Source organism: Streptomyces sp. NPDC050856, assembly GCF_040653855.1.
GTDB lineage: Bacteria > Actinomycetota > Actinomycetes > Streptomycetales > Streptomycetaceae > Streptomyces.
In genome coordinates this window covers 1-26,605 of sequence record NZ_JBFAGV010000047.1, presented here as the reverse complement: position 1 = coordinate 26,605, position 26,605 = coordinate 1, and the positions used below count along the sequence as shown (strand labels likewise).

At 69.7% G+C, this 26,605-nt stretch carries 22 protein-coding genes and 6 pseudogenes; 10 read left to right on the top strand and 18 right to left on the bottom strand.

Annotated features, from left to right (window positions below):
* Positions 1-75 precede the first annotated feature (75 nt).
* The 4 genes from AB0H53_RS27815 to AB0H53_RS27800 all read right to left on the bottom strand — a co-directional run bounded on the left by AB0H53_RS27815 (position 76) and on the right by AB0H53_RS27800 (position 3,424).
* Complete coding sequence (locus tag AB0H53_RS27815) at positions 76-1,326, bottom strand: MFS transporter (RefSeq protein WP_362118991.1); 1,251 nt, start codon at positions 1,324-1,326, stop codon at positions 76-78.
* Positions 1,323-1,901, bottom strand: coding sequence for a hypothetical protein (locus AB0H53_RS27810; protein WP_362118988.1), 579 nt, complete (start codon positions 1,899-1,901; stop codon positions 1,323-1,325). Before AB0H53_RS27810 ends, AB0H53_RS27815 begins: the two co-directional genes overlap by 4 nt.
* 73 nt (positions 1,902-1,974) lie before the next feature.
* A complete protein-coding gene (locus AB0H53_RS27805; RefSeq protein ID WP_362118985.1) occupies positions 1,975-3,201 on the bottom strand; it encodes a hypothetical protein in 1,227 nt (408 codons plus the stop codon).
* 91 nt (positions 3,202-3,292) lie between these two features.
* Positions 3,293-3,424, bottom strand: coding sequence for a hypothetical protein (locus AB0H53_RS27800; RefSeq protein ID WP_362119023.1), 132 nt, complete (start codon positions 3,422-3,424; stop codon positions 3,293-3,295).
* Positions 3,425-3,752: 328 nt separating this feature from the next.
* Here AB0H53_RS27800 and AB0H53_RS27795 point away from each other — a divergent pair, with 328 nt between their 5' ends.
* Complete coding sequence (locus AB0H53_RS27795; RefSeq protein ID WP_362118982.1) at positions 3,753-4,496, top strand: tyrosine-type recombinase/integrase; 744 nt, start codon at positions 3,753-3,755, stop codon at positions 4,494-4,496.
* Between the two features lie 160 nt (positions 4,497-4,656).
* Here AB0H53_RS27795 and AB0H53_RS27790 read toward each other — a convergent pair whose 3' ends face one another.
* Both AB0H53_RS27790 and AB0H53_RS27785 read right to left on the bottom strand, forming a co-directional pair.
* A complete protein-coding gene (locus tag AB0H53_RS27790; RefSeq protein WP_344642648.1) occupies positions 4,657-5,169 on the bottom strand; it encodes a DinB family protein in 513 nt (170 codons plus the stop codon).
* A gap of 530 nt (positions 5,170-5,699) precedes the next feature.
* Positions 5,700-6,656, bottom strand: a complete 957-nt coding sequence (locus tag AB0H53_RS27785; RefSeq protein ID WP_362118978.1) for a LysR family transcriptional regulator — start codon at positions 6,654-6,656, stop codon at positions 5,700-5,702.
* A 212-nt stretch (positions 6,657-6,868) separates the two neighbouring features.
* Between AB0H53_RS27785 and AB0H53_RS27780 the strand changes: the two genes are divergently transcribed.
* From AB0H53_RS27780 to AB0H53_RS27760, 5 genes and pseudogenes are all read left to right on the top strand, one after another.
* The gene (locus AB0H53_RS27780; protein WP_362118975.1) at positions 6,869-7,735 is read left to right on the top strand and encodes an NADP-dependent oxidoreductase; all 867 of its coding nucleotides are present in this window, start codon (positions 6,869-6,871) and stop codon (positions 7,733-7,735) included.
* Positions 7,736-7,861: 126 nt separating this feature from the next.
* Positions 7,862-9,091, top strand: a complete 1,230-nt coding sequence (locus AB0H53_RS27775) for a homogentisate 1,2-dioxygenase (protein ID WP_362118972.1) — start codon at positions 7,862-7,864, stop codon at positions 9,089-9,091.
* A gap of 37 nt (positions 9,092-9,128) precedes the next feature.
* Complete coding sequence (locus tag AB0H53_RS27770) at positions 9,129-9,740, top strand: NAD(P)H-dependent oxidoreductase (RefSeq protein WP_362118969.1); 612 nt, start codon at positions 9,129-9,131, stop codon at positions 9,738-9,740.
* 138 nt (positions 9,741-9,878) lie between these two features.
* A pseudogene (locus AB0H53_RS27765) lies at positions 9,879-10,389 on the top strand (IS5 family transposase); the annotation flags it as partial.
* Between the two features lie 886 nt (positions 10,390-11,275).
* Positions 11,276-12,427: a hypothetical protein gene (locus tag AB0H53_RS27760; protein ID WP_362118966.1), complete on the top strand. Its 1,152-nt coding sequence runs from the start codon at positions 11,276-11,278 to the stop codon at positions 12,425-12,427.
* 60 nt (positions 12,428-12,487) lie between these two features.
* Here AB0H53_RS27760 and AB0H53_RS27755 read toward each other — a convergent pair.
* A pseudogene (locus AB0H53_RS27755) lies at positions 12,488-12,880 on the bottom strand (nucleotide pyrophosphatase); the annotation flags it as partial.
* Between the two features lie 68 nt (positions 12,881-12,948).
* On the opposite strand from AB0H53_RS27755, the gene AB0H53_RS27750 reads away from it, so the two are divergent.
* Positions 12,949-13,914 (top strand): transposase, encoded by a 966-nt coding sequence (locus tag AB0H53_RS27750; RefSeq protein ID WP_362119015.1) that lies wholly within the window; start codon positions 12,949-12,951, stop codon positions 13,912-13,914.
* Between the two features lie 382 nt (positions 13,915-14,296).
* On the opposite strand, the gene AB0H53_RS27745 is transcribed toward AB0H53_RS27750, so the two are convergent.
* The 3 genes and pseudogenes from AB0H53_RS27745 to AB0H53_RS27735 form a co-directional block, all read right to left on the bottom strand.
* A complete protein-coding gene (locus AB0H53_RS27745) occupies positions 14,297-14,470 on the bottom strand; it encodes a hypothetical protein (protein WP_362118963.1) in 174 nt (57 codons plus the stop codon).
* A 94-nt stretch (positions 14,471-14,564) separates the two neighbouring features.
* Positions 14,565-15,062 carry a hypothetical protein gene (locus AB0H53_RS27740; RefSeq protein WP_362118960.1) on the bottom strand — a complete coding sequence of 166 codons (498 nt, stop codon included), beginning with the start codon at positions 15,060-15,062 and terminating at the stop codon, positions 14,565-14,567.
* Positions 15,063-15,370: 308 nt separating this feature from the next.
* A pseudogene (locus AB0H53_RS27735) lies at positions 15,371-15,925 on the bottom strand (GNAT family protein); the annotation flags it as partial.
* Between the two features lie 715 nt (positions 15,926-16,640).
* Here AB0H53_RS27735 and AB0H53_RS27730 point away from each other — a divergent pair.
* Positions 16,641-18,917, top strand: a complete 2,277-nt coding sequence (locus AB0H53_RS27730; protein ID WP_362118957.1) for a VCBS repeat-containing protein — start codon at positions 16,641-16,643, stop codon at positions 18,915-18,917.
* A gap of 414 nt (positions 18,918-19,331) precedes the next feature.
* On the opposite strand, the pseudogene AB0H53_RS27725 reads toward AB0H53_RS27730, so the two are convergent.
* The 7 genes and pseudogenes from AB0H53_RS27725 to AB0H53_RS27695 form a co-directional block, all read right to left on the bottom strand.
* Positions 19,332-19,672, bottom strand: a pseudogene (locus tag AB0H53_RS27725) (DNRLRE domain-containing protein); the annotation flags it as partial.
* A 302-nt stretch (positions 19,673-19,974) separates the two neighbouring features.
* Positions 19,975-20,907: a VOC family protein gene (locus AB0H53_RS27720; RefSeq protein ID WP_362118954.1), complete on the bottom strand. Its 933-nt coding sequence runs from the start codon at positions 20,905-20,907 to the stop codon at positions 19,975-19,977.
* Between the two features lies 1 nt (position 20,908).
* Positions 20,909-21,922, bottom strand: a complete 1,014-nt coding sequence (locus tag AB0H53_RS27715) for an amidohydrolase family protein (protein ID WP_362118951.1) — start codon at positions 21,920-21,922, stop codon at positions 20,909-20,911.
* The gene (locus tag AB0H53_RS27710; RefSeq protein ID WP_362118948.1) at positions 21,919-22,329 is read right to left on the bottom strand and encodes an FAD-dependent monooxygenase; all 411 of its coding nucleotides are present in this window, start codon (positions 22,327-22,329) and stop codon (positions 21,919-21,921) included. Before AB0H53_RS27710 ends, AB0H53_RS27715 begins: the two co-directional genes overlap by 4 nt.
* A 50-nt stretch (positions 22,330-22,379) precedes the next feature.
* Positions 22,380-23,054: pseudogene (locus AB0H53_RS27705) on the bottom strand (FAD-dependent monooxygenase); the annotation flags it as partial.
* Positions 23,055-23,182: 128 nt separating this feature from the next.
* Positions 23,183-23,530, bottom strand: a pseudogene (locus AB0H53_RS27700) (cyclase family protein); the annotation flags it as partial.
* Positions 23,452-25,035, bottom strand: a complete 1,584-nt coding sequence (locus AB0H53_RS27695) for a CocE/NonD family hydrolase (RefSeq protein ID WP_362119012.1) — start codon at positions 25,033-25,035, stop codon at positions 23,452-23,454. The gene AB0H53_RS27695 and the pseudogene AB0H53_RS27700, both read right to left, overlap by 79 nt.
* A 180-nt stretch (positions 25,036-25,215) precedes the next feature.
* On the opposite strand from AB0H53_RS27695, the gene AB0H53_RS27690 reads away from it, so the two are divergent.
* Positions 25,216-25,932, top strand: a complete 717-nt coding sequence (locus tag AB0H53_RS27690; protein WP_362118945.1) for a TetR/AcrR family transcriptional regulator — start codon at positions 25,216-25,218, stop codon at positions 25,930-25,932.
* Between the two features lie 119 nt (positions 25,933-26,051).
* Here AB0H53_RS27690 and AB0H53_RS27685 read toward each other — a convergent pair whose 3' ends face one another.
* Positions 26,052-26,288, bottom strand: coding sequence for a hypothetical protein (locus AB0H53_RS27685; protein WP_362119021.1), 237 nt, complete (start codon positions 26,286-26,288; stop codon positions 26,052-26,054).
* On the opposite strand from AB0H53_RS27685, the gene AB0H53_RS27680 reads away from it, so the two are divergent.
* Positions 26,289-26,561, top strand: a complete 273-nt coding sequence (locus AB0H53_RS27680; protein WP_362119018.1) for a hypothetical protein — start codon at positions 26,289-26,291, stop codon at positions 26,559-26,561.
* The last annotated feature ends 44 nt before the right edge of the window (positions 26,562-26,605 follow it).

Sequence of the window (26,605 nt, the reverse complement as noted above, 5' to 3'; positions counted from 1 at the left end):
AGGAGGCGGCGTGGGCGGTGGTGGTCTCGCCGTGACGGATGGCCGGGCCGCGCCGCTGCGTGGTTCCGGCCCTTCTCACGGGCTTCGGCCTCTCCTGCTCAGCGTCACCGCCGGAATCACCGCGAGGGCGAGGGCGCCCGCCGCCATCGCCAGGACCGGGTAGCCGCTGCCGCCGGCCACCAGGCCCGAGACCATGCCGCCCGTCGCGCCCGCCGCGGACATCCCCACGTCCGCCAGGCCCTGTACCGTGGCGCGGTTCTCGGCGGAGGTGGCGTCCGTGATCAGGGCCGTGCCGCCGAGCAGGGCCATGTTCCAGCCGACGCCGAGCAGTACGAGCGCGCAGGCCAGCAGCGTGACGGAGGTCGGTGGGGCAAGGCCCGCGAACAGGCCGGCGCCCAGCAGGACGGTGCCGGCCGTGGCGGCGACCCGCCGCCCGCCGATCCGGTCCGCGAGCAGACCGCTCAGGGGTGACGGCAGGAACATCGCGCCCACGTGCAGGGCGATAACCAGACCCACCGCCTGCGTCGCATGGCCGTGGCCGGTCATGTGGACGGGCGTCATGGTCATCACGGCGATCATCACCAGCTGGGCAGTGATCATCACGGTGGCGCCGATGACGACACCAGGGGCACTGCGTACGGAGCCGTGGGGTCCGGCGCCGGGCTCGGCCACAGTACCGCCGGGTTGCTGGGGCTGTGCCGGGCCCAGTGGGTCCGGGCGCGGCCACGGCAGCAGCACAAGGACTGCTGCCGTGTAGGCCGCCGCCGCCAGCAGGAAGGGCCCCGCCAGCCGCGGAACGCCCCAGGCGTGGGCGAGGGTGCCGGTGGGGCCGATCAGGTTCGGGCCCGCGACCGCGCCCAGTGTCAGGGCGAACAACACGGTTCCGGCGGCCCGGCCGCGTCCCTCGGGCGGGGCGAGGTCGGCTCCCGCGTAACGCGCGAGCAGCCCTGTGACCGTACCCGCCCCGTACACGAAGAGTGCGGCCAGGAGCAGGACGGGCCAGCGCGCCGCGGCTCCGGCGACCACGCCCGCGCTGCCCAGCGCGGCGACTCCATTGCCGAACAGCAACCCCAGGCGGCGCCCGAAGCGCTGGCAGACACGCCCGAGGACGGCCGCTCCGAGGGCCGCTCCGACGGCGAACAGCGCGGCCGGCAGCCCGGCCAGGTTGGTCGAGCCGAGCAGGTCCTGGGCGAGCAGCGCGCCGACCGTGATGCCGGCCGCCATTCCGGCACCGCCGAGGATCTGCGAGGCGACGAGCACCGTCAGAGCGCGGCGCCGTTCCCGGGAGAGGTCCGGCACAGGGGTCGGTGGGGCCGTCTGGGTCACGCGTGGGTCCCCGCCGGGGCCGCGGTGCCGTCGGGCGTCCGTGCGTCGTCGGCCAGGGCTGCTATTGCCTCCAGCGACATGCCGAGTTCGTCGTGCAGGAAACGCACGATCGTCCAGTGCGGCAGGGCGTCGGCGTCGAAGGGACCGAACGCGACCGTGTAGAGGGGAATCCAGCGCAGGGCCTCCTCCACGGCGGTTTCCCGTCCGGGGGCTTCCTGGTAGGCGTCGTAGGAGATGCTCCGGTGGTGGATGAAGTGACCGCCCGGCAGCCGGTGCTCGCACAGGTCGCGGTACTCACGCGTCTGCAGGATCAGGTAGTGCCATATCTCGTCGATGTCCTGCTCGACGGGGAGGAAGAGGCCGCCGAGCCGGTCGGGGTGGCGGGAGAGGAGGTAGAGGTAGCGCAGGCACTCGCGGACCTGGTGCCGTACGACGGACGCGGACGGAGCCTCGGGCTTGGCCGTGAAGTGCCGCACCACCTCCTCGTGCAGAGCCGGGTCGAGCAATGTCTCGACGTCGGGCACTTCTTGGACGGGGGTGCCCGAGGGGGCGGCGGGTGCTGCGGAGGTGGGCATGGGACTCCTGTCGGGAAGCCGTCGCCGGGCGCGTCGGGCGCCCCGCGCACAGGGAGGGCCGGTACGGACGGGGTCAGGACGGGTCGGACCTGGTCAGCCATGCGTACTTGCCGGATCCCCCGATGGGTATTCCGGCGCGGTGTTCCACCTGGCAGGCACGCCCGGTCAAGGCGGTGACGGACGCCGACAGCTCGGCCGTCTCGGCGGGTGAGAGCGGTGCGTCGTCGAAGGTCGCGTACGACAGGTGGGATCCGATTTCGCCGGTCAGGTGCAACTGGTACAGGAAGACGCGAGTGCAGATGCCGGCGATACGGGCGTCGAGGTCGGCCTGGGAGACGGGGCCTTGGGGAGTGGGCAGCAGTTCCTTCTCCCGCCCGCAGAAGGAGACGATCCGCTCCGGGTCGGCGCTGCCGTCGCGGGTGCGCACACAGTCGCCGGACCGGTAGCGGACCAATGGCATGTACGGGTTGCGGACGCTGGTGACGATGAGGCTGTGGATGCCGCTGTCCGGTTCCACCGGGATCAGCTCGACGCTCATGTCCTCCAGGTAGGGCTGGTAACCGCCTTCGGTGTCGCTGTAGAACAGGTAGCCGAGTTCGGTGCTGCCGAAGAGGTCGACCACCGGGCAGTCGAAGTGGGCGCGCAGATAGGCACGGACGTTCAGCGGCGTGTACTCATAGGCGTGGACGATGCCGACCGGGCGGGGAAACGCGTCCCAGAGGCCCCATGCCGAGACCTTCCGGATCAGGTGCGCCAGGTGGTAGCCGGAGCAGTCCAGCAGATAGCCGGCGCCGGAGTGGGCGGTGGCGGCCTCGCGGATCTCGGCGAGCATGCGCTCGACCTCGTCACGGTTCCAATCGGCGGGGTCCAGCCGGAGATTGAGGTACAGCGTACGGTCGTCGAGCCAGCGTTCACCGGGAGTCGCCCCGGGCTTGCGGGCGTTCACCCGCGCCACGTGTTCGGTGGCGAGGACGGTGGTCAGTGAGACCCGCCGGGCGCCCGCGTGCCACGAGGTGCCGAGATCGGGGTGTTCGCTCCACAGGCGGTAGTAGGAGCGGAGCAGGAAGTAGGGCGGCCGGATGAGCTGCATGCGAGCGTGGTTGGTACCGGTGGACAGTACGAACTCGGCTTCTCCGGCCTCCAGTGCGCGGGCCAGCTCCGGGGTCATCCAGTTGTCGGGGAAGCCGCGGGCGATCTCCGGCTTCTCCAGGATCGGGAAGTGGCCGCGCTCGACGGAAGCACGGTAGATCGGGATGTCGCGCACCTTGTCCAGGACATCGGCGCTCGGCAGGCGGTTCAAGGGAGCTCCGGGACGGGTCGACTGCGGGGAGGAGCGAGCGGGACCTGCCGGCGCGGCGACAGCCGCGCCGGCAGCGCGGAGCATCAGCGGGTCAGGAGATGCAGCCGCTCTTGGGGGCGGCGCTGATACAGCCGCTCTTGGGCGTGGCGCTGATGCACCCCTCCTTCGCGGCTTGGGCGGAGTTGACAGCGACCCACTTGCGCCACACGGACTCCTCAGTCATGCGCTTGATGAGCTGTTCCATGGTGAAACCTCCCGGAGTGGCAGCGATGCATCATTTCTCATGAGGCAATGGTTTTGTGGCGATCAACCATCGACATCGAAAGTAAAGAGACAGTCAATCAATCGTCAATAGATCCTTTGCCGATTGGCCTGAACCACACCCCTCGCGCGCGTCGGCCGACCGGGGACCGCGACCGCGCGTGTCGTTCGCGCTCCAAGCCTGCGACCGCCGCTCCCCCAGGGCCCCGGTTATGAAACCGCCATCCGGGAGGTGTCCCAATCCACCCCATGTCGAAGGGGCGCTTCCGCGACCGTTCGGCAGCGGCTCGGTGACGGCCTGGTCATGGTCCGCGTCGTCGACCGGATGGAAAGGCCGCAGCCGGCTGCTGACCGCAACCGAACGTGACGCACTCCCCGGCCAGCAACTCATCGGTGTGATCCGCAAAGGCACCCGGGACTACCAGCAGTTGCCCGCGTCTCCCGACGCGTTCGTCTGGCTCCGGCTCTACCAGGAGGAAGCCTGGGGAAAAGGGGTCCCGCGGGGCCGCAACCAGCCTCTGTGGTGGACCCTGCGACGCCCCCGGCGGCCGTTGACCTACGACGCCGCCCGCGCCATGTTCAATCGGGCGGTCGAACTCCTGGTCGCCAACTGGACGCTCCACGACCTGCGGCACACTGCTCCCTACCTCATGACCGAGGACCCTGAAATGTCGCTGGCTCACGTCCAGCACATCCTCGGCCACAAGCTGGCGTTGGGATCGTGCGGGAGGGCCTACGGAACCGACTGCATCCACGAACACGCTTGTGTTCGCTGTCCAGTCCTCATCGTGGATCCCAATGAACGAAGGCGACTTGTCAAAATTCACGAGAACTGGAACGACTGGATCGTCGAAGCAGAATGCGAAGGCTGGCTTGGCGACGTCGAGCGTCTCTCAGTGAGCAGGGATGCCGCAAAAGAGAAAGTCGACCAGCTTGTCGCGAGGCAGAAGAAGAAGGAATCGCCGGTGTTCACGGGAATTCCGAGCTTCAGTCAGGTCGCCGTTCGCACCAGCTTCGCCACCAACGAGGACTGACTGCCAGCACTCCGCCCCCGTGCCTAATGGCCCGGGGGCGGTCGCATGTTCGTTAGTGTCAGCACGATCCGCCGCTACGTCATCTGGCGAAACCGCCACGCCGACGACCGGCACCTACGCGCCGCCGTCGACCGGGCCAACGCTGCCTGATCCGTAAGCGCTATACGCCGGTGGTGCCGTCGATGCGTTCCCGGAGCAGGTCGGCGTGGCCGTTGTGGCGGGCGTACTCCTCGATCATGTGGACGTAGATCCAGCGGAGGCTGACGTCCTGCTCCATGAAGCGGCCGGTGTCGGTCAGAGCGCGGTCGGCGCAGTGCTCGCGGGCGCGGGCGATCTCCGCGTGCCAGGTGGCCAGAGCGTCGCGCAGGGTGGCGCCCTCGGCCAGCTCGAAGCCGCCGTCGGGGCCATCGGGGTCAGCCTGCGGGTCGTAGATGGGCGGGGCCTGTTCTCCGGCGAACACTCGGCGGAACCAGTTCCGCTCCACCTCCGCCATGTGCTGGACGAGGCCGGTCAGCGTGAAGGCGGACGGCGGCACGGATGCGACGGCGGCCTTCTCATCGTCCAGGCCCTCGCACTTCATGGCGAGGGTGGTGCGATGAAAGTCGAGCCAGCTTTCGAGCGTGGTGCGCTCGTCGGCGTTCAGGGGCGGCATAGGGCGTTCGATGATGGCCATCGGTCGATTATCGCCAGCGGTCGAATCCGTCGACAGGCAGGACCTCACAACGGGGCGAACGTTGCCTGATGTGGCACTAGTTCAGAGAAGACCTCTGGGTCATGAGCCCAGCGAGCTACCGAGCTGCTCCACCCCGCGTCGGTGGTGCCACTCTACACAGTGGCCAGGACGGGGTGGCGGTCCGCACGGCTGTCAGGTGTAGGTTCCGCAGTGTCGTGAGCACTTCCGCGTGATCATGAGCACCGATCGAGCACTTCCACGCGATCATGAGCAGTTGTCACAGTCCGTAGCGGTGAGTGACGGTCGCCCGTGAATTTCCGGTTGGGCGGCGCGGCTGTTCGCACCGGTCAGGTATGCGGACAGAGTGCCCGGCCACCGGCCGCAGCGGGCGACCTCCGCGCGGATTCCGACGTTTTGGCAGGCACCCGCGTACGGCGAGTTGCGGATCCTAGACAGGATCCGCAACTTCCGGCAGGCGCGATTCGATTCCCCCTATCGGCGCGGGAGTTATGGGGCGGGCACGACAGTCGTCAGGAGGGTCCGGGCAGGTCGGTCCGGTCGGTGTCCGGGAGCCACCAGGTGCGGTCGGGGAACTGGTGCCAGTGGTGGCCTTGGGCGTAGTTGTGGATGAGTTCCAGGGCGCGGTTGACGGCAGGTGCGGCTGTTTGCGTATTCCACACGGCGTGCCATGGGTAGAGCGGTACGGGGTTGATCAGGGGGCGAGCGGTGAGGCCGTGGGGTAGGTCTCCGGTGGTGAGGCCGAAGGCGGGGTAGCCGCGGGCGAGGACGGTGGCGTGGATGGCGGCGCGGCCGTGTCCGCGTACGCGCAATGCGGCCTGGAGGTTGAAGTCGTTGATGGCTGCGTCGATCCAGTCACGCCATTCTGCGGCTTCCTCGGCGGTGTGGACGAGGAGTGGGTGGTTGGCGAGCGCGGCGAGCGTCACCTCGTCGTGGGCTGTCAGGGGGTGATCGGTGGGCATGATGACGCCGATGGGTTCCAGCCGGACGGGCATGGTGCCCAGGGGCGCCGGGAGGTCCTGGCCGAGGCCGTGGGGGCGGCCGAAGGAGATGTCGAGGTCTCCGGCGAGCAGGCGGGGCAGGGCGGCGGCGAGGCCCTGGCTCTGGAGCACCTCGAAGGGCAGGCACGGTGACTCGCCGCGCAAGTGCTGGGTGATGAGTGAAGGGGTGAGCCCTTCAGTGAGGACATCGATCCGCAGCGGTGCCTGTGTGCGGGCGACCTCGTCGACCAGGCGCTGAGCGTCGGCCAGCAGGCGTCGGCCGCGTTTGACGAAGATTTCGCCTGCGGGGGTGAGGGCTACGTGGCGGCGGTCACGGGTGAACAGGGGTACACCGACACGGCTTTCCAGGGCGTTGATCTGCGAGGAAAGCGTCTGCTGGGCGATGGTCAGCGCCGCGGCCGCCCGGCCGAAGTGCAGTTCCTCGGCGAGGGTGACGGCGTAGCGCACCTGGCGCAGGTCAAGGTCCACGCCTTTCACACTAACAGCCTTTGGCTGTCACGTATCAGCTCAGGAGTGTTGGACGCGAGTGAGCCGTAGGCGTTGACTTAGTCACCGGAAGGACGCCGGACGGTACTGATCGAAGGCCGTTTCCGGTACTGATTCACTCAATCGAAGGTAAGGCGGCGGCCAGCATGAAGGCAGTGGTGATGGACTCCTACGGCACTCCGGAGGTTCTCCGGGTGGCTGATCTTCCTGAGCCGAAGGCCGGGCCGGGTCAGGTGCGGGTGCGGGTCAAGGCGGCGGGGCTGAACCCGATCGACGCGAAGATCCGGCGCGGGGAGTTCGACACGGTCTTCGACATCTCTTTCCCGCAGCAGCTCGGCAACGAGTTCGCCGGGGTGGTCGACCAGGTCGGCGCCGGAGTCGAGGGCTTCGCGGTGGGGGACGAGGTGATCGGGTTCGTCGATCTGGCGGCCTACGCCGAGCAGGTCGTCGTCCCCGTCGAGAACCTGACCTTGAAGCCTGCGGAGCTCTCCTGGGAGACGGCAGCGGTCATCGGCGCGGTCGGCCAGGCGGCGTACAACGCGCTGCGGATGCCGGAGGTCGCAGCGGGCGAGACCGTGCTGATCCACGGTGCGGCCGGCGGGGTCGGCTCGGTTGCCGCCCAGTTCGCCCGCGCCTGGGGCGCCCGGGTGATCGGCACCGTCAGTGACGACAACCACGACTATGTGCGATCCCTCGGCGGTGCGCCTGTGACGTACGGCGAGGGCCTTCAGGAGCGTGTGCGGGAGCTGGCCCCGCAGGGGGTGGATGCCTCCCTCGATCTGACCGGCTCCGAGGAGGCGATCACTGTCTCGATCGCCGTGACCGGCGACAAGGGCCGGATCGTGACGCTGGCCAGCCCGCCGCTGGCCAAGCAGTACGGCATCACGATGATGTTCGGCACCCGCGCGGCCGAGACCGTGGCCCAGGTCACCGGCCTCGCCGCCCGCGGCGACCTGGACCTGCCCATCGCCCGCCGCTTCGCGCTGGCGGACCTTGCCGAAGCGCACCGGCTGATGGAAACCGGCGGCCAGCGCGGCAAGCTCGTCCTCACCCTGGACTGACCCGCCGGCACAGCACAGCGGCACCCCCGCCTCCCCTGAACGGTGTGGCGGAGCTGCCGCCTGCCCCTCCGCACCCTCACACCACTCACCCGACTGCCGCGATGCGGTACGCGCCCAGGGAGTCTCGTGTTCGCCAAGCACGTCCAGGGCCGGATATCCGGTCAGGCCCACTCGGCGGTGCCGGAGGGCACCTTCGAGGAACATCACGCACGCCGCGGCTTCGAAGGAGAGGTTTCCCAGCTCTACCACGCCCACCCCACCACCGACTGGCTGCGCGTCGATGGCCCGATCCGGCCACGCGGTATCCAGCTCGCCGATCTGGCGACTGCTGACGCGTCCGACCCCAGGGCGCTGCCGACGCTGCTGATGTTCAACGACGACATCAGGATCTCGGTGTCCAAGCGGTCCGCCGCGATGCCGTACTACTTCCGCAACGCCGACGGCGACACGCTGCTGCTGACCCAGTCCGGCAGCGGCACCCTGGTCTGCGACTACGGCGCCCTGGCCTACGGGCCGCTGGAGTACCTGGTCATCCCGAAGGGCACCAACTACCGCCTCCTGCCCGACGAAGGTGTCGAGCACCTGACGTACGTGGTGGAGACGCGGGAGCCGATCGCGCTTCCCGAACGCGGCCCGCTCGGTCACTTCCTGCCCTTCGACCGGGGCGTCCTGGACGTCCCCCGGCTCGACGCACGTGGCGCCGTCCCGGCATCGGAAAACCCGAGCGGGGAGTGGGAGGTGCTCGTCACCCGCGGCGGGGAGCTGTCCTCCATCTTCTACGCCTTCGATCCCGCCGACGCCGAGGGCTGGACCGGCAACCTCGCTCCCTTTCGTCTCCGGCTGGCGGACATCCGGCCTTTGACATCGGAGCGGCTGGACGTGCCGCCGATGACACACGCCACGTTCCAGTCGGGCGACAAGTGGATAGTCACGATGGCCCCGCTCCCGATGCAGAGTGCCGAGGACGCCGAGCGCGCGCAGCCCTACCACCGCAACGTCGACTACGACGAGGTGATCGTCCCCCTCGGCGCCCCGGACGGCCGCAGGGTCGGCCCGCCCCCCGGGCTGATGAGCGTCATCCCCGGCGGAATGAATCACGGCTCAACCAGGCTCACCTGGCCGCGGTCCGGGACCGGCTGCCGATCTACGTGTGGAACGTCGACACCGCCCGCCCCTTGCGGTACACGGACGCCTTCGCGGCCGGTGAGATCACTGACTTCGCCCAGCGTGAGAGCTTCCGCGGCTGACCCACCGAGCTGTCCTGACCGCCGGCCCCGACCCGCAGCCCCGCCCGGCGGGGCCGGCCCTTTGTCCCGCCCTTCCCCTCAATGCCGCTTGTCCATGTCGGCGCGGTGACACTGCCGCGCCCGTGTCTGTCCCGGAGTTACCCTTCATGAGCCGTGTCCTGGCTATTTCTGGCTCTCTGCGAGCCGCCTCCTTCAATACCCAGATACTCCAATGCCTTCAGCCCCTCGCCCCCGAAGGCATGCACATCGAGCTGTTCAAGGGCTTGGACGAACTGCCCCGCTTCAACGAAGACCTCGAGACCGACCCGCCGGCCACCGTGCGCACGATGTGGCAGGCCATCGCCGACGCCGACGGCCTTATCGTGGCCACCCCCGAATACAACGGCGCCGTGCCCGGCGTCCTGAAGAACGCTCTGGACTGGGCTTCACGCCCGTACGGCGCGAGCGTCCTGCCCGGCCACGCTGCGATGGTCCTGTCAGCTTCCCCGGGCGTCTTCGGCGGTATCCGCGCCCAGAGCCAGCTGCGTGAACTGTTCGCGCTGCTCAACGTCTACGTGGTCGGCGGCCCCCAAGTCGCCGTCCCCGAAGTCCACACCCGCCTGGACCACCGGGCCGAGCCGGGCGAGCGCCTGAGCGACCCCACTACCCGCGCCATGCTCACCTCCCTCCTGCACGGCCTCGCAGAAGCCATCGACCACCAGGCCGGAGGCCGACTCCTCCAGCCGCTGCACCACTGGCAAAGCCAGCTCGCCAGCTGACCACCCTCTCGACAGACCCCCGCCCGCTGCCCGACAGGCGCAACACACACTGAGGTCCGAACACATCCTGATCATTCGCGAGCCCGGTCGATCGCCGTGGCCGTGTCGTCACAGGCCGGGCCGATGGCTGCAAGGCGGGCGGTGATCGACTCCTCCCACGTGCGGGCGGCCCGCAGGGGCCCAAAAGCGGTCCCAGCCCGGTCGACCGCGCACGGCCGGGCAGCAAGCACCACGTCCTCGTCGATGGCCAGGGCATCCCGCTCGCGGTCTCGCTGACCGGCGGAACCGCAACGTCGTCACCCAGCTCCTGCCCCTGCTGGACAAGGTCCCACCCGTGGCCGGCGTGATCGGGCTGCCACGCAGACGGCCGGACATGCTCTTTGCGGACCGCGGCTACGACCACGACAAGTACCGGCGCCTGCTGTGGAAACGCGGTATCCGCCCCGTGATCGCCGAGCGCGGTCAGCCGCACGGCTCCGGCCTGGGCATCTTCCGCTGGGTCGTCGAACGCACCATCTCCTGGCTCCACGGTTTCCGCCGCTTGCGCATCCGCTGGGAAAGGCGTGACGACATCCACGAAGCCTTCCTCGGCCTCGCCACCTGCCTCATCACCCACCGCCACGTCCAACGCCTTTGTCAGGACCTCTAAGTACCGTGGCCCGGTACGGCCGCGGTATCTCCTCCACGAGCGGCCGGAACATCTCCGCGTAGACCGGCTCGAACACGGGGCGGACAGACCACGCAGTCGCCGAACGGCGCCGGCTGCTTGCGCTCATTCATGAGCGCAAGCATCCCCGACGCTCACGCCACCCGACAGCGGCTTTCCCTGCACTCCCCCGTGCCGCAGGCCCCTTGCTGGCTGGGCCGCGTCCCTGGCTGTCAGTCGAGGATGGCCGGGGGTGCGTTGTCGTCGCACCAGTCCCGGTCGAACAGCGTGGCTACGAGCCAGTCGTGTTCCTGACTTCGTTGTCCGACTCGTGCTTGACGCGCTCCGGGCTGGGCACCCGCCGCGCCCCGCCGCCGAACCGTCCGGCCCGGCGGACGCGGCCGTGGACACCTTCCTGCCGGCGTACGGCAGCGAGTGCGGGCCTCGGGGCAGCCGGGGATGGGCCCGCAGGCGGCCCTCGGTGAGCCCCCGCCACACCCTGACCGCCGTGCGCGCCCCCTGGATCGATCACCTCCGGGCCAGCCCTCACCTGCCCGTGCGTCAACCCGGTTCCCGGCGCCGGGGGGCGAGCCGTACGACCTGGTCGCCGCGGTCCTCCACGTGCTGTCCGAGGGGGGAATGCGCGTCACCTTCATGTGACGCCGACTACGGCGCGCAGGTGCCCATTGAGGTGATGGGAACTCGCGGGGCAGGACGTGGTCCGACGTCGAGCTTCATCCGGAGGAGGTCCTGAGAGGCAGGATCTACGCCGTGACCTGCGGCCACTGTCGATCATCCGTGCTTCCTCCAAGGGCGCGTGGGCCGTTGGTTTCAGGGCACGGCGTTGGGGCCATACTGGTCGGGCCCCGATCACCCACAGAACGATGCCATGGCCAAGAACAGCAGCTCTTCGACCATCGTCCCCGACACCGCGTGGCTGGGACGCGGGCGCCACCTCGGGCCCGAGCCCGAGCAGGACGTGCGGCGCAACCTGACCGCCCTCAAGGCGGCCGGGGTGCTCGACGACTTCCTGGACCTCGACCCCGTCGAGGCGGCCCGCTCCACCGTCCTGCACCCGCGGGACGAGGCCGCCGACCCCGGCCCGTCGGCGCGTCGCCTCTTCGAGGCCCGCTGGCGCGTTGCCGACGGCGTCACCGTGCGCGCGCAGCTGACCACGTACGACTCCGAGTCCCGCCGCAAGGAGGACGAGGGCGTCACCTGGGTCCTCGCCGCCGAGGCGGAGCGGAAGTGGGACCCGGGGTGGCCCTCGCCCGCCACCATGCTCTGGCCCGACAGTGACCAAAGCGCCTGGGACCACGACACGGTGCCGGGCGTGCGCCTGCGGGCGGCGAACCACCTGCCGAAGGACGACGACGAGTTGCGCCACCGGCTGAAGGACTGCTCCCGCACGAGCTGGTACATCCATGTGGTGGTGCACGAGGCCATGACGCCGGACGTGAGGGGGCAGCAGCCGGTCTCGGCGTTCCTGCCGCCGAGCCTGCGGCACCGGGTGGTCGAGCACCGGGGCACACCGGAGCAGGCACAGATCGCCGACTTCGCTCTGAAGCGGGACCTGGACGTGCGGCTGCCGCGCGGCGGCGCCGTCGTCCTGCCCACGGAGCCGCGGCGTCCGGAGTACGACGCGGAGTGTTTCACGGTGCGCAGCGTCTTCCTGGACGGCTCTGAACCGACCGAACTCCTCGGCGTCATACAGGCGTTCGCCGCACTGCCCCGGCCGCTGCCCGACGACGCGGAGCGGGCCCTGACGCGGCTGCGCCGGGGCTGGCATCTGCTGACTCCGGACGAGGAGCTGGTCCACGCCCGGAGCATGGTCGTCAAGTACGCCGAGGCGCTCGACGCCATGACGAAGTCCTGCGACCTCTACCGGGAGGCGGCCGAGTCGGCGCACGCCGCGCTGGCCGAGGTGACCGGCGGCGACGCTGTTCCCCGGCCGCCCGTGCCCGGGCCGGTCAGGGCCGGCGGCTCGCCGCTGAACGCCCTCACGAAGGCGTTCGGCCGCCTCCGGGACCCGAACAAGTAGGGGCGGTGCCGCACAAGGGGTGCGCCCGGACCGGATCGTCCGGGCGCGCCCCTTGCCCGGTCAGGTCGACGTGACCTTGACCCCGTCGATCACCCAGTACCAGTTGTTGCTGCCGGTGTAGCGGAAGCGGAAACTCACACTGGTGGCTCCGGAAGGGATGGGCAGGGTGACGGACTCCGGCTGCGAGATCGCGTCCGAGGTGTACGAGCGGACGGAGACGGGCGTCGCGCCGTTCCAGGAGGCGAGGATCTCGGCGGTCTGGCCGCCCTCCTGGCGGTAGAGCGTCGTGAGGTCCAGTCTCACCGTGGACTTGCCGCCGACGGCGTACGCGGGCGTGACGAGCGTCGAGTCGTACGTGCCGGAGAACGCCTTGTCCGCCCACTCGTCGGAGTCGGCGACCGCGAACACACCGCGCGAGCGCACGTTGAGCTCAGGCGTGCGTACTGCCTGTGACAGTTGATCTTGCTGTTACCGCCCGCGAGATCGTCCGGGAACTGCCGGTGCCGACCTCGTCCGGGCTGATGGTTCTGGGCTGTACGCGAGGTACTGCTCCGGCTGGGAGAGCTGCTCTTCCTGTCGGCTTCGGAGATCAGGGTGGTGTCGGTGCAGGACGAGGGCGACGTGATTCGGGTCGGTGTCAGATCCCGGACGGCCAAGGTTCGCTGCCCGGGCTGCGGGAGCTGGTCGGAGCGAGTGCACGGTTCCTACCCGCGGTTTCCAGCCAATCTTCCCGTGGCAGGACGGTGAGTGGTGCTGCGGCTGCGGTCCGGCGGTTCACGTGCGAGGACGCCTCATGCGGGCGACGGGCGTTCGCCGAGCAGGTCACGGGTCTGACCCGCCGACACAGCCAGCGCACCGAACGAATGCGGTCGGCGCTGGCCGAGGTCGGCCTTGCGGTGGCCGGCCGCGCTGGCGCCCGGTTGGCCGACGTCTTCGGGGCGAGGGTCAGCCGGAACGCGGTCCTGCGACTGGTCGACGCGCTCCCGGAGCCTCAGCCGCAGCCCCTGCGGGTGGCCGGCGTCGACGAGTACGCGATGCGCAAGGGCCGTGTCTACCGGACCGTGCTGGTCGACATCGAGACGCGCAGACCGGTGGACCTGCTGCCGGACCGTGAGGCGGGCACTCCCGCGGCCTGGCTGACCGAGCACCCAGGGAGCGAGGTCGTCTGCCGCGACCGCGCCCCGTTCTTCGCCGAGGGCGCCAGTACCGGGGCGCCCACCGCCGTCCAGGTCGCCGACCGGTTCATCTCTGGCGCGACCTCGGCGAAGCCACGGAACGGTGCGTCTCCCGCCATCGTTCTGGCCTGCGCGCGACCACCGTGGATTCTGCCCCGGAGAAGGCAGAGGCTCAGGCACCGGCGGACGGCGGCTCGCCATGGCCGACCGGACACCGGTTCGCCGACCGCACCCGGGCCAAGCACGCCACCGTCCACGCGCTGCTGGCCGCCAGCCACAGCCGGCGCTCCGTTCAGCGCCAGCTTGGCATGACCTACCGCACGGTCAAGCTCTTCGCGGACGCCGTGAGGCCGGAAGACCTGTTCCAGGGTCTGTGGCAGAACCGCAGGACCAAGCTCGACGACTTCAGCCGTACCTGCACGAGCGGTGGGCTGAGTGCTGCACGAACGCCTGGACCCTCTGGGAAGAGATCAAGACGCACGGCTACCGCGGCGGCTACGGAGCCGTACGCGCCTACCTCCGGCCGCTCCGCACCACCCCGACCGCCCCGGCAGCTCGACCACCGTCCCCGCGGACCGTCGCAAGGTGGATCCTGACCCACCCGGACACCCTGCCGCAGAACGAACGCCTGAAGCTGAAGTCCGTGCTCGCGTACTGCCCCGAACTGGACGCCCTCACAGGGCACGTCCGCGCGTCAGGGAAGATACTCACCCAGCTCCGGGGTGGCCAGCTCCCCCAGTGGATCAAGGCGGTCCGCGCGGACGACCTGCCCAATCTCCACATCTTCGTCAACGGCCTCGGACGAGACCTCGCCGCCGTCACCGCCGGGCTGACTCTGCCCTGGAGTCCCGGCGTCGTCGAAGGCCACGTCAACGAATCAGAATGCTGGAGCGCCAGATGTACGGCCGGGCCGGCTTCGGTCTACTGCGGAAGCGAGTCCTGCTGGCCTCCTGACCGGCTCGTCACGAGCTCTGCCGGAGACGCTCGGCAGCCTGAGCAGGGGTGTCGTAGTAGCCGGGCCGTGCCAGCAGGACCGAGCTGAAGTAGCAGCCCTGCTCTTCCTCCGGCTCATCGTCGGCTGCGAAGGGACGCCAGAAGCTCAGCAATAAGTCCGGGGCGATGAATGAAGCGTCGTCGTCAGGATCTTCCTCGATCGAGGTGAACTCACCGACGCGCCGGACAACCTCGCGGGCGGGTAGGGCGAACACGTCCACCCCCTGGAACAACACCCGGTCCGTCTGGGACGACGGCCTTCCCAGCTCGATGGCTTCAAGCATGTCGCGCATGCAGTGGATGCTGATCATCAGCCCGCTGGGGCGGAAGACGTGCTGCCCCGGCCGATCAGACTCCGAGATCGCAGATCGATCGCGGAACGAGTCAAGCGCCGTGTTCGCCGCGTGCCGGGTCATACCGATCCGCAACGGGCCGACGCCGGCCGGTGGAGCGAGGTCGAGGTTCATGCGGGCATGATCCCAAACAGATCCGTCAACGAGTCACGAAGGGCCCTACAGTCCCGAGACGTTACAGAGCGTGAGAGCTCCACAGAAGTTGCACCAGAACCCGAGATGCGACAGCACCCGCGCATGCCGATGAGAGTGTTGCCGCTCCAGGCGGACCCTACGAGCTACTGCATGCTCCATCGGTGCGGATGGTCGGGATCGGTGGGGGCAAGCGAAGACGTTGACCTCGCCGGAGCGGCCCACGGTGACCTCGGTGGGGTTGCGGACCGAAAGGCGGGCAGGTCTCGGTCCCAGCGGCCGGCCGTCGGCGTGGCCGTGGGGTGCCACTCGCGGCGGAGGAGGCCGAAGACCCAGGAGTCGGAGACGTCGCCGTTGACGACGCAGTCCTCGCGGAGGGTGCCTTCGCGGACGAAGCCGAGCTTCTCCAGGACCCGGGCGGATGCCACGTTGCGGGTGTCGGTCTCCGCCTGGACGCGGTTCAGGTCCAGGGTGTCGAACGCCCACCGCAGGACGGCGTGGGCGGTCTCCGTGGCGTAGCCGTGGCCCCAGGCGGCGGCGTCGAAGACGTAGCCCAGGGACGCGCTGCGGAAGTCCGGGTTCCAGCTGGTCAGGCCGCACCAGCCGATGAATGCGCCGTCGGAGACGCGGTCGACGGCCACCCGCGCTCCCGTGCCCTCCTCCTCGATCGCCCGGCAGGTCGCGATGAAGCGCTGGGCGCGGGCCGGTTGGGTCCACGGCGGGGAGTCCCAGTAGCGCAGCACGTGGGCGCTGCTGTGCAGCGCGTAGAGCGGCGCCGCGTCGGCGTCGGTGAACGGCCGCAGTCGCAGGCGGGCGGTGTGCAGCTCGGGAGTGGGCAATGTCATGCGGAGCATCCTGCCGCGTCACGCTCGCCCCCGACCATCTGTTTACCCGGACGGTCGGGGGCCCGTACGTCCCCGGTGACGCCGGACGCGCCGCATGGGCGGTGAGTCCGCAGTACCGTCCCGGCATGGCGAGCAAACGGCGGCCGTACTGGCGCACCCTGCGGGACGCCGACCAGCCTCGTCCCGTACCGGACCGCGGACGGATGGAGGTACGCCGTCCACTTCACCGGCCTGGCCGACATCGCCGACGGGACTCTCGCGGGCCCTCCGCCCTCCTTCGGGCCGGACATCACGCAGGCGGCCCTGGTTCAGAAGGCGGAGGAACTCACCCCCCGCCGGCTCGACGTCCTCTGGCACGCGCCCGATCAACCGGACTGGTTGGACCGGCACGGTCACCGTCGCGGGGCCGCTTCCACCTGCCTGAAGCCCGGCGCACCGATGCGGTCGGGGCACCGGACCCCGACGGCGACGGCCATCGCACCCAGCAGCAACCTCTCCGTGCCAGTGCTGCTGTCGAAACCCGTGAACATGTCGATTCCCTCTCGGACGGCGGCTGCCTCCCGAACCGGTGTACCTCCGCTGGCCGTTCTCGCGGACAGAGCCAGCGCCGTCGGCCTGACGACATCGCCACTCAGCACAACCTTCTGATGTGATCAGGAGTCTGACCGGGCGCGCAGCCCCTGGTGCGTGCCCGGTCGCTTGAGAGGAACCCGCTTTGATCCATGTTCGTCCCGCCCGACATCAGCTCGTCGCGGCCGTCACCACCGTTCTGGCCGTGACCGTCGGTGCGAGCCTTGCGACGGCGCCCGCGATCGCCGCGACGCCCACCGCTGCCGTCGCCGCGGACACCGGACCCGCCGACGCGCAGGCGTCCGTCGACGGCGTCATCTCCATCCCCCGCACCGACCAGATCCTCAGTGTCGGCCCGACCGGGTTTCTGTCGGTGGAGCGCCGATGGGATCACACGTACTACCGCTGGACCAGCACGGTCGACGGCACCACCACGGCCCTCCCGGAGTGGTACAGCGGGTACCGCGGCGGCGGTTCCGACACCGTCGTCGCCAAGGAGGACGGCACGAGCCGGTACCTGCTCCATGACATGTCATCGCCGGGCAGCGACCCCGCGGTCGTCAACCAGAGCGACACCCGGCTCTACTGGAAGGGCGTGGTTGGCAGGACTCTCGTCTTCTCGTCCTGGGACAGCCAGAGCAAGGTGGGCCAGCTCCGTCTGATCGGCGAGGGGAACCAGGCGGGCAGCGACCGGCAGGTGACCGGCCTCACGCCGAACTCGAGGATCCAGAGCGTCGAGGCCCTGTCGGACAACTCGGCGCTCGTCCGGTACGTCTCGGCGGATGCCGACACGGACCGCTCCTACCTCGCCGTCGTGGACGTCGCCACCGCCTCCGTCGTCGAGAAGCGGGAGGTGGGCGTGTCCGCGTACGACACCGACACGGCCCTCTCCGGGGACCGCTGGGTCTGGGTTGACGCCCCGACGTCCGCGCACGCCAAGCTCATGTACGCCACCCGCGACGGTTCGGGGAGCACGCCGGCCGTGGAAGCGGCCGACCTGGGCAACTCCGTCCGCCCGCACATCGGTGTCCTGGGCGACTGGGTCACGTACGCGGCTCCGGGCGGCGCCGCCGCGACCGTAGCGTCCCCGCGCTTCGCGCTCAGTGCCGTCAACCTCGTCGACCACTCCACGGTCAAGCTCCTCGACCACGCCTCGTCCACCGTCCCCACCGCCGACGGCGCGCTCCTGGTTCGCGGCGGTACGGTCGCCCACGGCGAGGGGGTCTACCGAATCGTACTCGGGGCGGACGGCAAGCCCACCGCCACGCTCATCGCGAGCACCGGCGAGCCGACCGTGCTCACGCTGCACACGGAGGCCACTCCCCCGGTCGTCGACCTCGACAAGAACAACGGTCAGGCCCTGCTCCGCTGGGTGCTCTCCCGGTCCAACGCCCAGGGCTCCGTGACGGTGCGCCATGTCGGCACGGGCCGCAGCGTGCGGTACGACTTCGCACAGGCGGCCACCTACGAGAGCAAGGGATCCGTCGACTTCCGCTGGGACGGGATGATCCCCAACGCCGCAGGTATAAAGGAGTTCGCGCCCAGCGGCGACTACACCTGGGACTTCACCGCCTCCCCGCTCAACGGCATCGGTCCGGACCTCGCGCAGACCGGCACCTTCAAGGTCACCCGCACAGCCGGCCTGCACGACTACACGGACAACAGCACACCGGACCTGCTCTCCCGCGACGCCTCAGGCGTGCTGTGGCGCGACGACTCGGCCAAGGTGGCCTCCGCGCCGCAGCCGTACTCGACGGGTCGGGTGAAGGTCGGCGGCGGCTGGCAGATCTACAACCAGCTGGAGGCCGTCGGGAACGTCGCCGGCAGCCCGGCCGGCGACCTCGTCGCCCGTGACAAGGCCGGCGTGCTCTGGCTCTACCAGGGCAACGGAAACGGCAACTTCGCTGGCCGTACAAAGATCGGTGGCGGCTGGCAGATCTACCACAACATGACCGGCGGTAGCGACCTCAACGGCGACGGGAAGTCCGATCTCCTTGCCACCGACGCCGCCGGCGACGTGTGGTTCTACAAGGGCACGGGCAGCGCGAGCGCGCCGTTCGCCCCCCGCAAGAAGATCGGCTGGGGCTGGGGGATCTACAACCAGCTCACCGCCACCGGCAACATCGCCGGCACCTCCGCAGGAGACTTCGTCGCCCGCGACAAGGCCGGTGTCCTGTGGCTGTACGAGGGCAAGGGCGACGGTACCTACGCCCCGCGCACGAGGATCGGCGGGGGCTGGGGCGTCTTCACCCACCTCGTCGGCATCGGCGACGCCGACCGCGACGGGCGGGCCGATCTCTACGCGGTCGGAACCTCGGGCGCCAAGTTCTACGCGGGCACCGGCGACACGGCGGTCCCGTTCAAGCCCGCCGCCCCGGGCAACCTGCTGTGGGACTCGGCACCCGTCAACTCGGTGTTCTGACGACGTCGGCCTCCATCCGGGACCCAGTTCTGACGGGACGTCGGTCGCCCAGACGGTCCTTTCGACGCGGCGGTCCTTGCCTCCCCAGGCGCCGGTGAGGGCGGATACGAGCAGCAGCCCGCATCCGCCCTCAAGGTGCCGGGCTTCGCAAGGCCGTCGGCGGAAAGTTCAGCGACTTCAAGAACTGGTACGACAACCTGGACTGGTACGGGAAGGCTCCGCTGCAGGCCGCCAACGTCGGTGCCAACCTCTACGGCATCTGGCAGCTCTTCCAGTGACGATCAAGCTGAGCTCTGATTGAACAGAGGGGGCGTGCTGCGGCCACGGCTGCAGTACCTGCCAGGTGCCCGAGGCGTCCTTCACGAACGGTGGGCCGGCCTGGCGGTTGTTGCCGGAGCGGGGCCGGAAGTTTTACGTGACCGTGAGCTTCGGCGCATTGGCGGCCGCGTTAGCGGAGTTGACCCGTTTCCACTGTCCCACCGCCGTGTCTTCGACGGCGGTCAGCGCCATGGACGATTTCGGGGCCTTCGCGGAGGCCCAGGACTGCACGAGCTGCGTGACGTCGGCGTTGATCCAGCCGTCCGCGCCGCAGCCCGGGTTGCCCTTATCTCCGTGGAGGTTGCGTGCTTGGCGTGCGTCTTGGGGCGGTTGGTCCAGCGACTGGAGAGGCTGGCGGGGTCGGCGGACCATACCTCCCACGTCTGTGGCTTGCAGTCCGGGTTGCCCGAGTGGAAGTTCCACAGGCTGAGTCCCGCACGGTCGGGGGTTGCAGCGGCGGCAGCAGCGTCACGTCCCTCAGCTTCGGCCCGGCGGGTACGTCGAGGGTGGCGGGGCCCGCCCCGCGGAGCCTGCCGGTGCGGAGCAGGTCGAGGAGTGAGTCGTGGCCGGGGACGGGATAAGGACGACCGTCGTCCTCGACGACGCCGAGACGCCTGCGGCCGCAATGTTCGTAACTGGCGAAGCGCATGGGAGGGGCTCCAGGGGGTGGGAAACCGGGGGCGCGGCAGGCAGTCAGGGCATTGACACAAGGTGCCGCGCCCCCGGAACTCGGGGACGGTCAGACCGGCGGGGCGGTGAACACTCCGCGGTCGACGTCGTTGAACGATTCCTTGGCGACCAGTTCGTTCATGGGGTTGGCCGTGCCCCACTGGTCGGTGACTTCCGGCTTGGAGAAGTCGTAGACGTGCGGGTGCCAGGTGTCCTCGTCGAGCTCTTCCAGCTCGGTGGTGTATTCGACGGTGTTGCCGTGCGGGTCGAGGAAGTACGTGAAGGTGTTGTCGCCGGCCAGGTGCCGGCCGGGACCCCAGATCTTGCGGGCTCCGGCGCGCATGACACGGCCGGAGCCGCGCATGTACTCGTCCAGGCCGCGCATCTCGAAGGAGACGTGGTGAAGCGAGGTGTGCGGGCCCTTGGCAAGGGCCATGGAGTGGTGCTGGTTGCTGATCCGCATGAAGTGCATGACCTCGCCCATGTGCGGGGAGCTCAGGGTGTCGCTGAGCGCGAAGCCGAGGAACCGCTCGTACCAGGCCCTGGTGCGGTTCAAGTCGGGCGAGTTGAGCACGACGTGGGAGAGGCGCACCGGGATGGCCTCCTTCTCCTCGATCCGGCGGTGGACGCGGGCCTCGACGTCGGCGGAGATCTCGATGGTGCGGCCGTCCACGTCGAAGAAGCGGAAGCCGTAGCCGCCGCCCGGGGTGTCGACGCGTCCCGGCCGGGAGATCAGCTGGACGCCGCCTGCGAGGAGACGTTCGGCGAGGGTGTCCACATCGGCGGCGGTCGCGGCGCCGTACGAGACCAGGTCGAGGCGTTTCTCGTCGGCCTTGCGCAGTCGTACGACGTACTGCTCCGGGGAGCCTTCCGCTGCGAGGAAGGAGATGCCGGAGTCCTCGGCGACCTTGGTCAGGCCCCAGACGCCCGCGTAGAAGTCGAGCTGCTTGTCGTAGTCGGGCACGGCGAGGTCGACGTGCCGCAGATGGGTGAGCAGACGCATGTCAGTCCTTCCGGAGGAGGAGCACGGTCGCGTTGGCTCCGCGTACGGCGTGGAAGTCGGCATCGGGCAGGTCGGCGGCGCGCAGGGCGGCCACCGGGTCGTCGGTACCCATGTCGAAGGGGAAGTCCGAGCCGAGCAGGACACGGTCCGGCCCGGCGACGCGGATCGGTTCCCGCAGGACGGCCGGGTCGTGCACCAGCGAGTCGAACCAAAGGGGCTTCAGATAGCTGCTCGGCTCCCGCGCGCAGCCGCGGGCGTCGGGCCTGGCCCGCCAGGCGTGGTCGGAGCGGCCGATGTGGGTGGGGAGATAGCCGCCCCCGTGTGCGGCTATCAGCTTCAGTCCGGGGTGCCGGTCGAGGACGCCGGAGAAGATCAGGTGGGAGAGGGCGACGGCGTTCTCGGCGGGCTGGCCGACGGTGTTGGACAGGTACCAGCGGTCGAGGCGTCCGTCGAGGGTGCAGCCGAAGGGGTGCAGGAAGAGCACCGCTCCGGTGTCGGCGGCGCGGGCCCACAGCGGTTCGTACGCCGGATGGGACAGCTCACGGCCGGGCGCGTGTGAGGAGATCTCCACGCCCAGCAGGCCCTGCTTCAGGGCGTGGTCGAGGGCTTCGACGGCGAGCTCGGGGTGCTGGAGGGGTGCCAGGCCCAGTCCGTACAGGCGGTCGGGGGCCCCGGCGCAGTGGGCGGCGGTGCCGGTGTTCGCCAGCTCGTAGAGTGTGCGGGCGAGTTCCGCGTCGGCCCAGTAGTGGTAGTGGGACGGTGACGGGGACACCAGCTGGATGTCGACGCCCGCCGCGTCCATGGCGGTGAGTCGCTCGTCGACGTACGTCAGCAGCGGGATGCGTCTTCGCACCATCGGGCCGTTGACGGCCAGTGCCTCGGGCCCGTTGCGGCGGGCGTCGAGGTTGCGGGCCTCGGCCAGTGCGGGGTGTCCGGCCACGGCCTCTTCCACATGGGGAAGCAGGAGGTGGGCGTGGACGTCCACAGTGGGGGCGCTCGTCGTGCGGCCGTTCACGGGAGTTCCTTCAGTGCGTTGAGGGTGCGGCGCATCAGCCCGGGTACGTCCGCGTCGCGGACCCCGTCGAGCTGCCACTGGACGATTTGCACGGAGGCGTCGACGACCATGCGTACGCGCGGCATGCGGCGGTCGCGGTAGGCGGTCAACAGGCCGTCGTCCCAAGTCACCTGGGAGCCGAGCAGTTCAGCGAGGACCCAGGTGTCCTCCAGGGACATGGCGGCCCCCTGTGCCAGGGTGGGCGGGCAGGCGTGGGCGGCGTCTCCGACGAGCACCACCCGGCCGCGATGCCAGGCTCCCTCGACCAGATGCCGGTCGAACCAGGTGTAGTTGACCTGTGTCGGGTCGGTGATCGAGGCGTGGATCTCCTCCCAGTGGCCCCCGTACCCCTCGGCGAGGCGGCGCATCTCGTCGGCGTACGAGGCGGGGTCGATCGACGCCCGGTCGCGGTTCGGCTCGGCTCGGCGAGGTAGGCATAGACGGTGGTCTCACTGGTGGGGCAGAACCCGGCGATGTAGGCCGGGCCGCCATACGCGACATGGGTGCGGGTGACGCTTGCCGGGCGCGGCGCGGGAGCGCGCCAGATCGCCATGCCGGTCGGGGCGGGTTTGTCGGTGACGCCGATGAGCTCGCGCGTGCGGGAGTTCAGACCGTCGGCGGCGACCACCAGGTCGTACCGGCTGAACGTGCCGTCCGTGAAGCAGACGTCGGCACCCGTGGCGTCCTGCGTCAGCGTGTCGATGGTGCAGCCGAGCCGGACCCGGGTGCCCGATGCCCGTACGGCCTTGATGAGGATCCTCTGCAACGCCGGACGGCGCATCCCGACCGTAGCCGGGAGGTCGTCGCCTCCGGTACGCACGTCCTCCTGCGTGAAGATCTCGGTGCCGTCGGGGGCGACGATGGTGACACCGTCGCTGCTGAAACCGTGGGCGCTCACCTGCTCCCAGACGCCAGCCTCGCGCAGGACGCGCAGGGCGTTGCCCTGAAGGGTGATGCCGGAGCCTGTCGTGGCGTTCCAGTCGGCCTTGGTCTCGACGAGGTCGACGGCGACACCGGCTCTGCGGAGTAGGACGGCGAGTGCGCTGCCTGCGGTGCCTCCGCCGACTACCAGGACGGTACGGGTGTGGGTCATGTTCGGGATTCCTCCTGTGTGAGGGGCCGCGGGTCCTCGGGCGGCGACTGGAGGCCGGCTCGGTGCTGTCAAGAACCAAGTGCGGTACGGCTGTCCAGGACGCGCCGCACCTGGCACGTTTCGGGATACTTCACGGCGATCGGGTTGACCGGGGAGCCGACGGCTCCGGTGATGGGAAGGGGCGCGGCGGTGAGCCGGAACTCGTACACCCCGTCGTCCGGACAGTCCTCCGCGAGCGCGTCCGGGTCCCACATCTCGCCGATGATCAGGCCGATGTGGGGGATGGCGACCTGGCGCAGCGGCTGGAAGGCGTGGTCGAACTCGTTGGGCCGGACCTCGAAGCCCCAGGTGTCGGTGGCGATCGCGGCGATCTCGCTGCTGTGCAGCCAGCCCGCGGTCAACGAGAGGCCGGGCGCCGGTCCTCCCGCGTAGTCGCCCCACCCGTCCCGCCTGGTGCGGGCGAGCTGCCCGGACCGGTGCCGGGATTGCGGGCGTAGCGTGGGTGGGCGCCTCCGCTGATCTGCCAGCGTATGCGGTGGCCGACGGGGAAGTGGTGGGCGGTGGAGCTCATCGGCACGGTGACCTGCGAGGGCGCCTGTTCGGCTGTCCGGAGTCGGCCAAACCCGTCACAGATGTTGACGGAGCGGCCTTGAGGGTCCACGTCGCACAGGCGGGTGAAGACATCGGCGTGTCCGGTGTCCGTGGAGATGCTCAGTTCTGCGGAGACGGGGCCCAGGATGTCCATGGGCTCAGTCAGTGGTGGGCCAGTGAATGTCAGGACGTCGTCTCGGGCCTCCAGGGTGCCGTTGTTCCGGGGACCGGCGGTGCGGGAGAGCAGTGGGCCGCCGAGGGAGGGGGTGGGGTCGGCCGGGTCGTAGTGGAACGTCGTCACGGGGGCGGAGTCTGCGGGGGCCTGCTGAGTGAGATGCCCGCCAGGGATGGGGTACCACGAGGTGGCAGCCGCGGCTGGCGGCCAGTCGTCGAGGTCCCGCCAGGCGCTTTCGCGGCCGATGTGCACACGCACCGCGGTGGGACGAAGGCCGGAGGGATCGGCGTACAGGTGGGCGCGCAGCCACGCCAGGCTCTCGGCGAATACCTCGGGCCATCCCTGCTGCAGGGCGGAAGTGTGGGTCCAGGGACCGACGAGCAGGGCGGTCTCACATCCACCTCGGCGCAGCCGGTCGTACTGCTCGAAGGTCTGGTCGACCAGTGCGTCGTGCCATCCTGTGATCAGAGCCGTGGGCACGCGGAGCCGCTCCGCCGACTCCGCCAACGACGCGCCGCGCCAGTAGGTGTCCTTGGCGTCCGGGTGTGTCATCACGTCGTCCAACCAGGGCAGTTCGCTGCCGAAGGCTGACACGTAGGCCCCACGCAGGGGCTGCGCGGTGGTGACGTCTCGCAGGCGGCGCTGCAGGCGCAGGGTCGCCTTGAGGAACGGCGCCATGCCCTGATGCTGGTAGTTCATGCCCATGCCCACGGCAAGGGCGTTCTCCAGGCGCAGCGCACCGTCTGCGTGGAACAGGGCGTAGGGATCGTGCAGCCCTACTTGCACCACCATTGCCTTCAGTTCTGGCGGTGGGTCCAAAGCAAGGGCCCATTGCACGTAGCCCAGGTAACTGGGGCCGACGGTCCCCAGTGTTCCGTTGAACCAGGGCTGCTCGCGCAGCCAGGACATCGTGGCCTGACCGTCGGCGGCCTCGTTGCGCCACAGGTCGAACACGCCGCCCGAACCCCCGGTGCCGCGGCAACTCTGCAGGACTACGTGGAAGCCCTGTTCGGCGAAGAGCAGGCCGTACTGGGGTGACCACGGCAGGCCTCGGCCATAGGGCGAGCGGACCAGGAGGGTGGGAATGTCGCCCTGAGCGCGCGGGAAGTAGTGGTCAGTGATCAACGGGCTGCCGTCGGCGGCTGGCACCACCAGCCCCGGCTCCCATCCGGCCTCGTGCCGTTTCGCCGGCAGACCTCGCCAGGTCGCCCTCATCATCCGGGAGGACAGCGGCGGTTTTCCGGCGGGTGGCACCCAGGATGGTCGGGCTGCGGCGTCGGGCGTGCGTGATGGCATCGTTCCCCTCATCTATTCTCGTACGATGTACGAGAATAGAGGATGCTTGGATGACCTTGGCAAGAGCCACTCAACAACCAGGGGAAGGAGTGCGAGGCGGTGTCCCGTGACCGAAAGTCCGGTGCCGAGAGTGTCGATCCCGAACAGCTTTGGCTGCGTCCCACCGAGCCACGCAGGGGCCGCAGGCCCTCCTTCAGCCGGGAGGCGATCACCGCGGCAGCCGTCACTCTGGCGGACGCGGAAGGACTCGACGCGGTCACCATGCGGCGGGTGGCCGCCGAGGTCGGAGCGGGCGTCATGTCGATCTACAGCTACGCCCCTGACAAGGAGACGCTGCTGGAACTGATGGTCGACCACGTCAGCGGCGAACTCACGGTCACGAACCCACCCAGCGGCGACTGGCGTGCCGATCTGAAGACCGTGGCCCGCCTGCAGCGCGCACACATGCTGCACCACCCTTGGCTGCCCGTCGCCTTGTCCACCCGTCGCGTTCCGGGCCCCAACACGCTGGCCTTCCTGGAACACGTGCTCGCCGTCCTGCGACCCACTGGGCTGGACGGTGCGGCGAAGCTAGAGATCTTCGCCCAGATCACCGCATTCGTGGCCGGGCACGTTGCCCATGAGATCGCGCAGGCCGCAGTCTCACGATCACCGGACCGGGCCGCAGCCGAGAACCGCTACCTCGCCGCTGTCGCCGCCGACGGCTGCCACCCGGAACTCGCCGAAGCCCTTTCCGCCCCCGGACGTCCCCTCACTCCCGACGCCACCTTCACCCGGTTCCTTAACCGCCTGATCGACGGCCTCGATACTGACTGATGCCACACAGCTGTGACTGCCGTCCCGCCGCGGCACCTCTGAGGAACAGACCATCGCCCTCTCCAAGGCCACGGCCGCGACGAAGGCTGCCGCCAGCTCCGTTTTCGGCGGTAGACCGGCTACCTGCCGAGTGGGGCCTGCGCGGGCAGCGCGCGGACGGCCGCCTCCAGGAACGCGCCGCCGAACGGTCCGTCCGCGTCAATCACGGCGCATCGATTCGTCGCGACCACCTGGAGGCCGTCACCGCGCTGGCCTGCGCCGCCAGCGACCACCGCCGGGCGAAGTGGATGCGCGGCGACGCCGTCCTCAAGGGCGCCGGCACCGAGCGGATCGAAGCCCCGCGCGATGAGAGCCACATGACACGCAGCGCGATCACCCGCCCGCTGATCGCGCTGCGCGTCCTCATCGAGGACCAGGCCGTGGACGCCGCGGCCGACCGCATGATCACGCCGACATACGCGATGCGGGACGCGTACGGCATCACCGAGGAACCGACCACGGCCCGCGAGGTTGCGAAGGTCGCCCACGACGACCTCGTATACACCGCCGCCCGCTACCTGAGCCCGACCTTGTCGATTGCTAGGTCCTGTCTGACAAGGGATCTTGGGGGACGCGGAGCCAGAGGATGAGTGAGGCGAGGTGGATGCCGGCTTTGTAGCGGGCGGCGAGTTTG

Bases quoted from the DNA above. Each gene is read 5' to 3' on its own strand.
- AB0H53_RS27810 (WP_362118988.1), bottom strand. From the start codon at position 1,901: ATGCCCACCTCCGCAGCACCCGCCGCCCCCTCGGGCACCCCCGTCCAA.
- AB0H53_RS27800 (WP_362119023.1), bottom strand. From the start codon at position 3,424: ATGACTGAGGAGTCCGTGTGGCGCAAGTGGGTCGCTGTCAACTCCGCC.
- AB0H53_RS27790 (WP_344642648.1), bottom strand. From the start codon at position 5,169: ATGGCCATCATCGAACGCCCTATGCCGCCCCTGAACGCCGACGAGCGC.
- AB0H53_RS27770 (WP_362118969.1), top strand. From the start codon at position 9,129: ATGAGCCGTGTCCTGGCTATTTCTGGCTCTCTGCGAGCCGCCTCCTTC.
- AB0H53_RS27760 (WP_362118966.1), top strand. From the start codon at position 11,276: ATGGCCAAGAACAGCAGCTCTTCGACCATCGTCCCCGACACCGCGTGG.
- AB0H53_RS27750 (WP_362119015.1), top strand. From the start codon at position 12,949: ATGGTTCTGGGCTGTACGCGAGGTACTGCTCCGGCTGGGAGAGCTGCT.
- AB0H53_RS27740 (WP_362118960.1), bottom strand. From the start codon at position 15,062: ATGAACCTCGACCTCGCTCCACCGGCCGGCGTCGGCCCGTTGCGGATC.
- AB0H53_RS27720 (WP_362118954.1), bottom strand. From the start codon at position 20,907: ATGCGTCTGCTCACCCATCTGCGGCACGTCGACCTCGCCGTGCCCGAC.
- AB0H53_RS27710 (WP_362118948.1), bottom strand. From the start codon at position 22,329: ATGCGCCGCCTCGCCGAGGGGTACGGGGGCCACTGGGAGGAGATCCAC.
- AB0H53_RS27695 (WP_362119012.1), bottom strand. From the start codon at position 25,035: ATGAGGGCGACCTGGCGAGGTCTGCCGGCGAAACGGCACGAGGCCGGA.
- AB0H53_RS27680 (WP_362119018.1), top strand. From the start codon at position 26,289: ATGACACGCAGCGCGATCACCCGCCCGCTGATCGCGCTGCGCGTCCTC.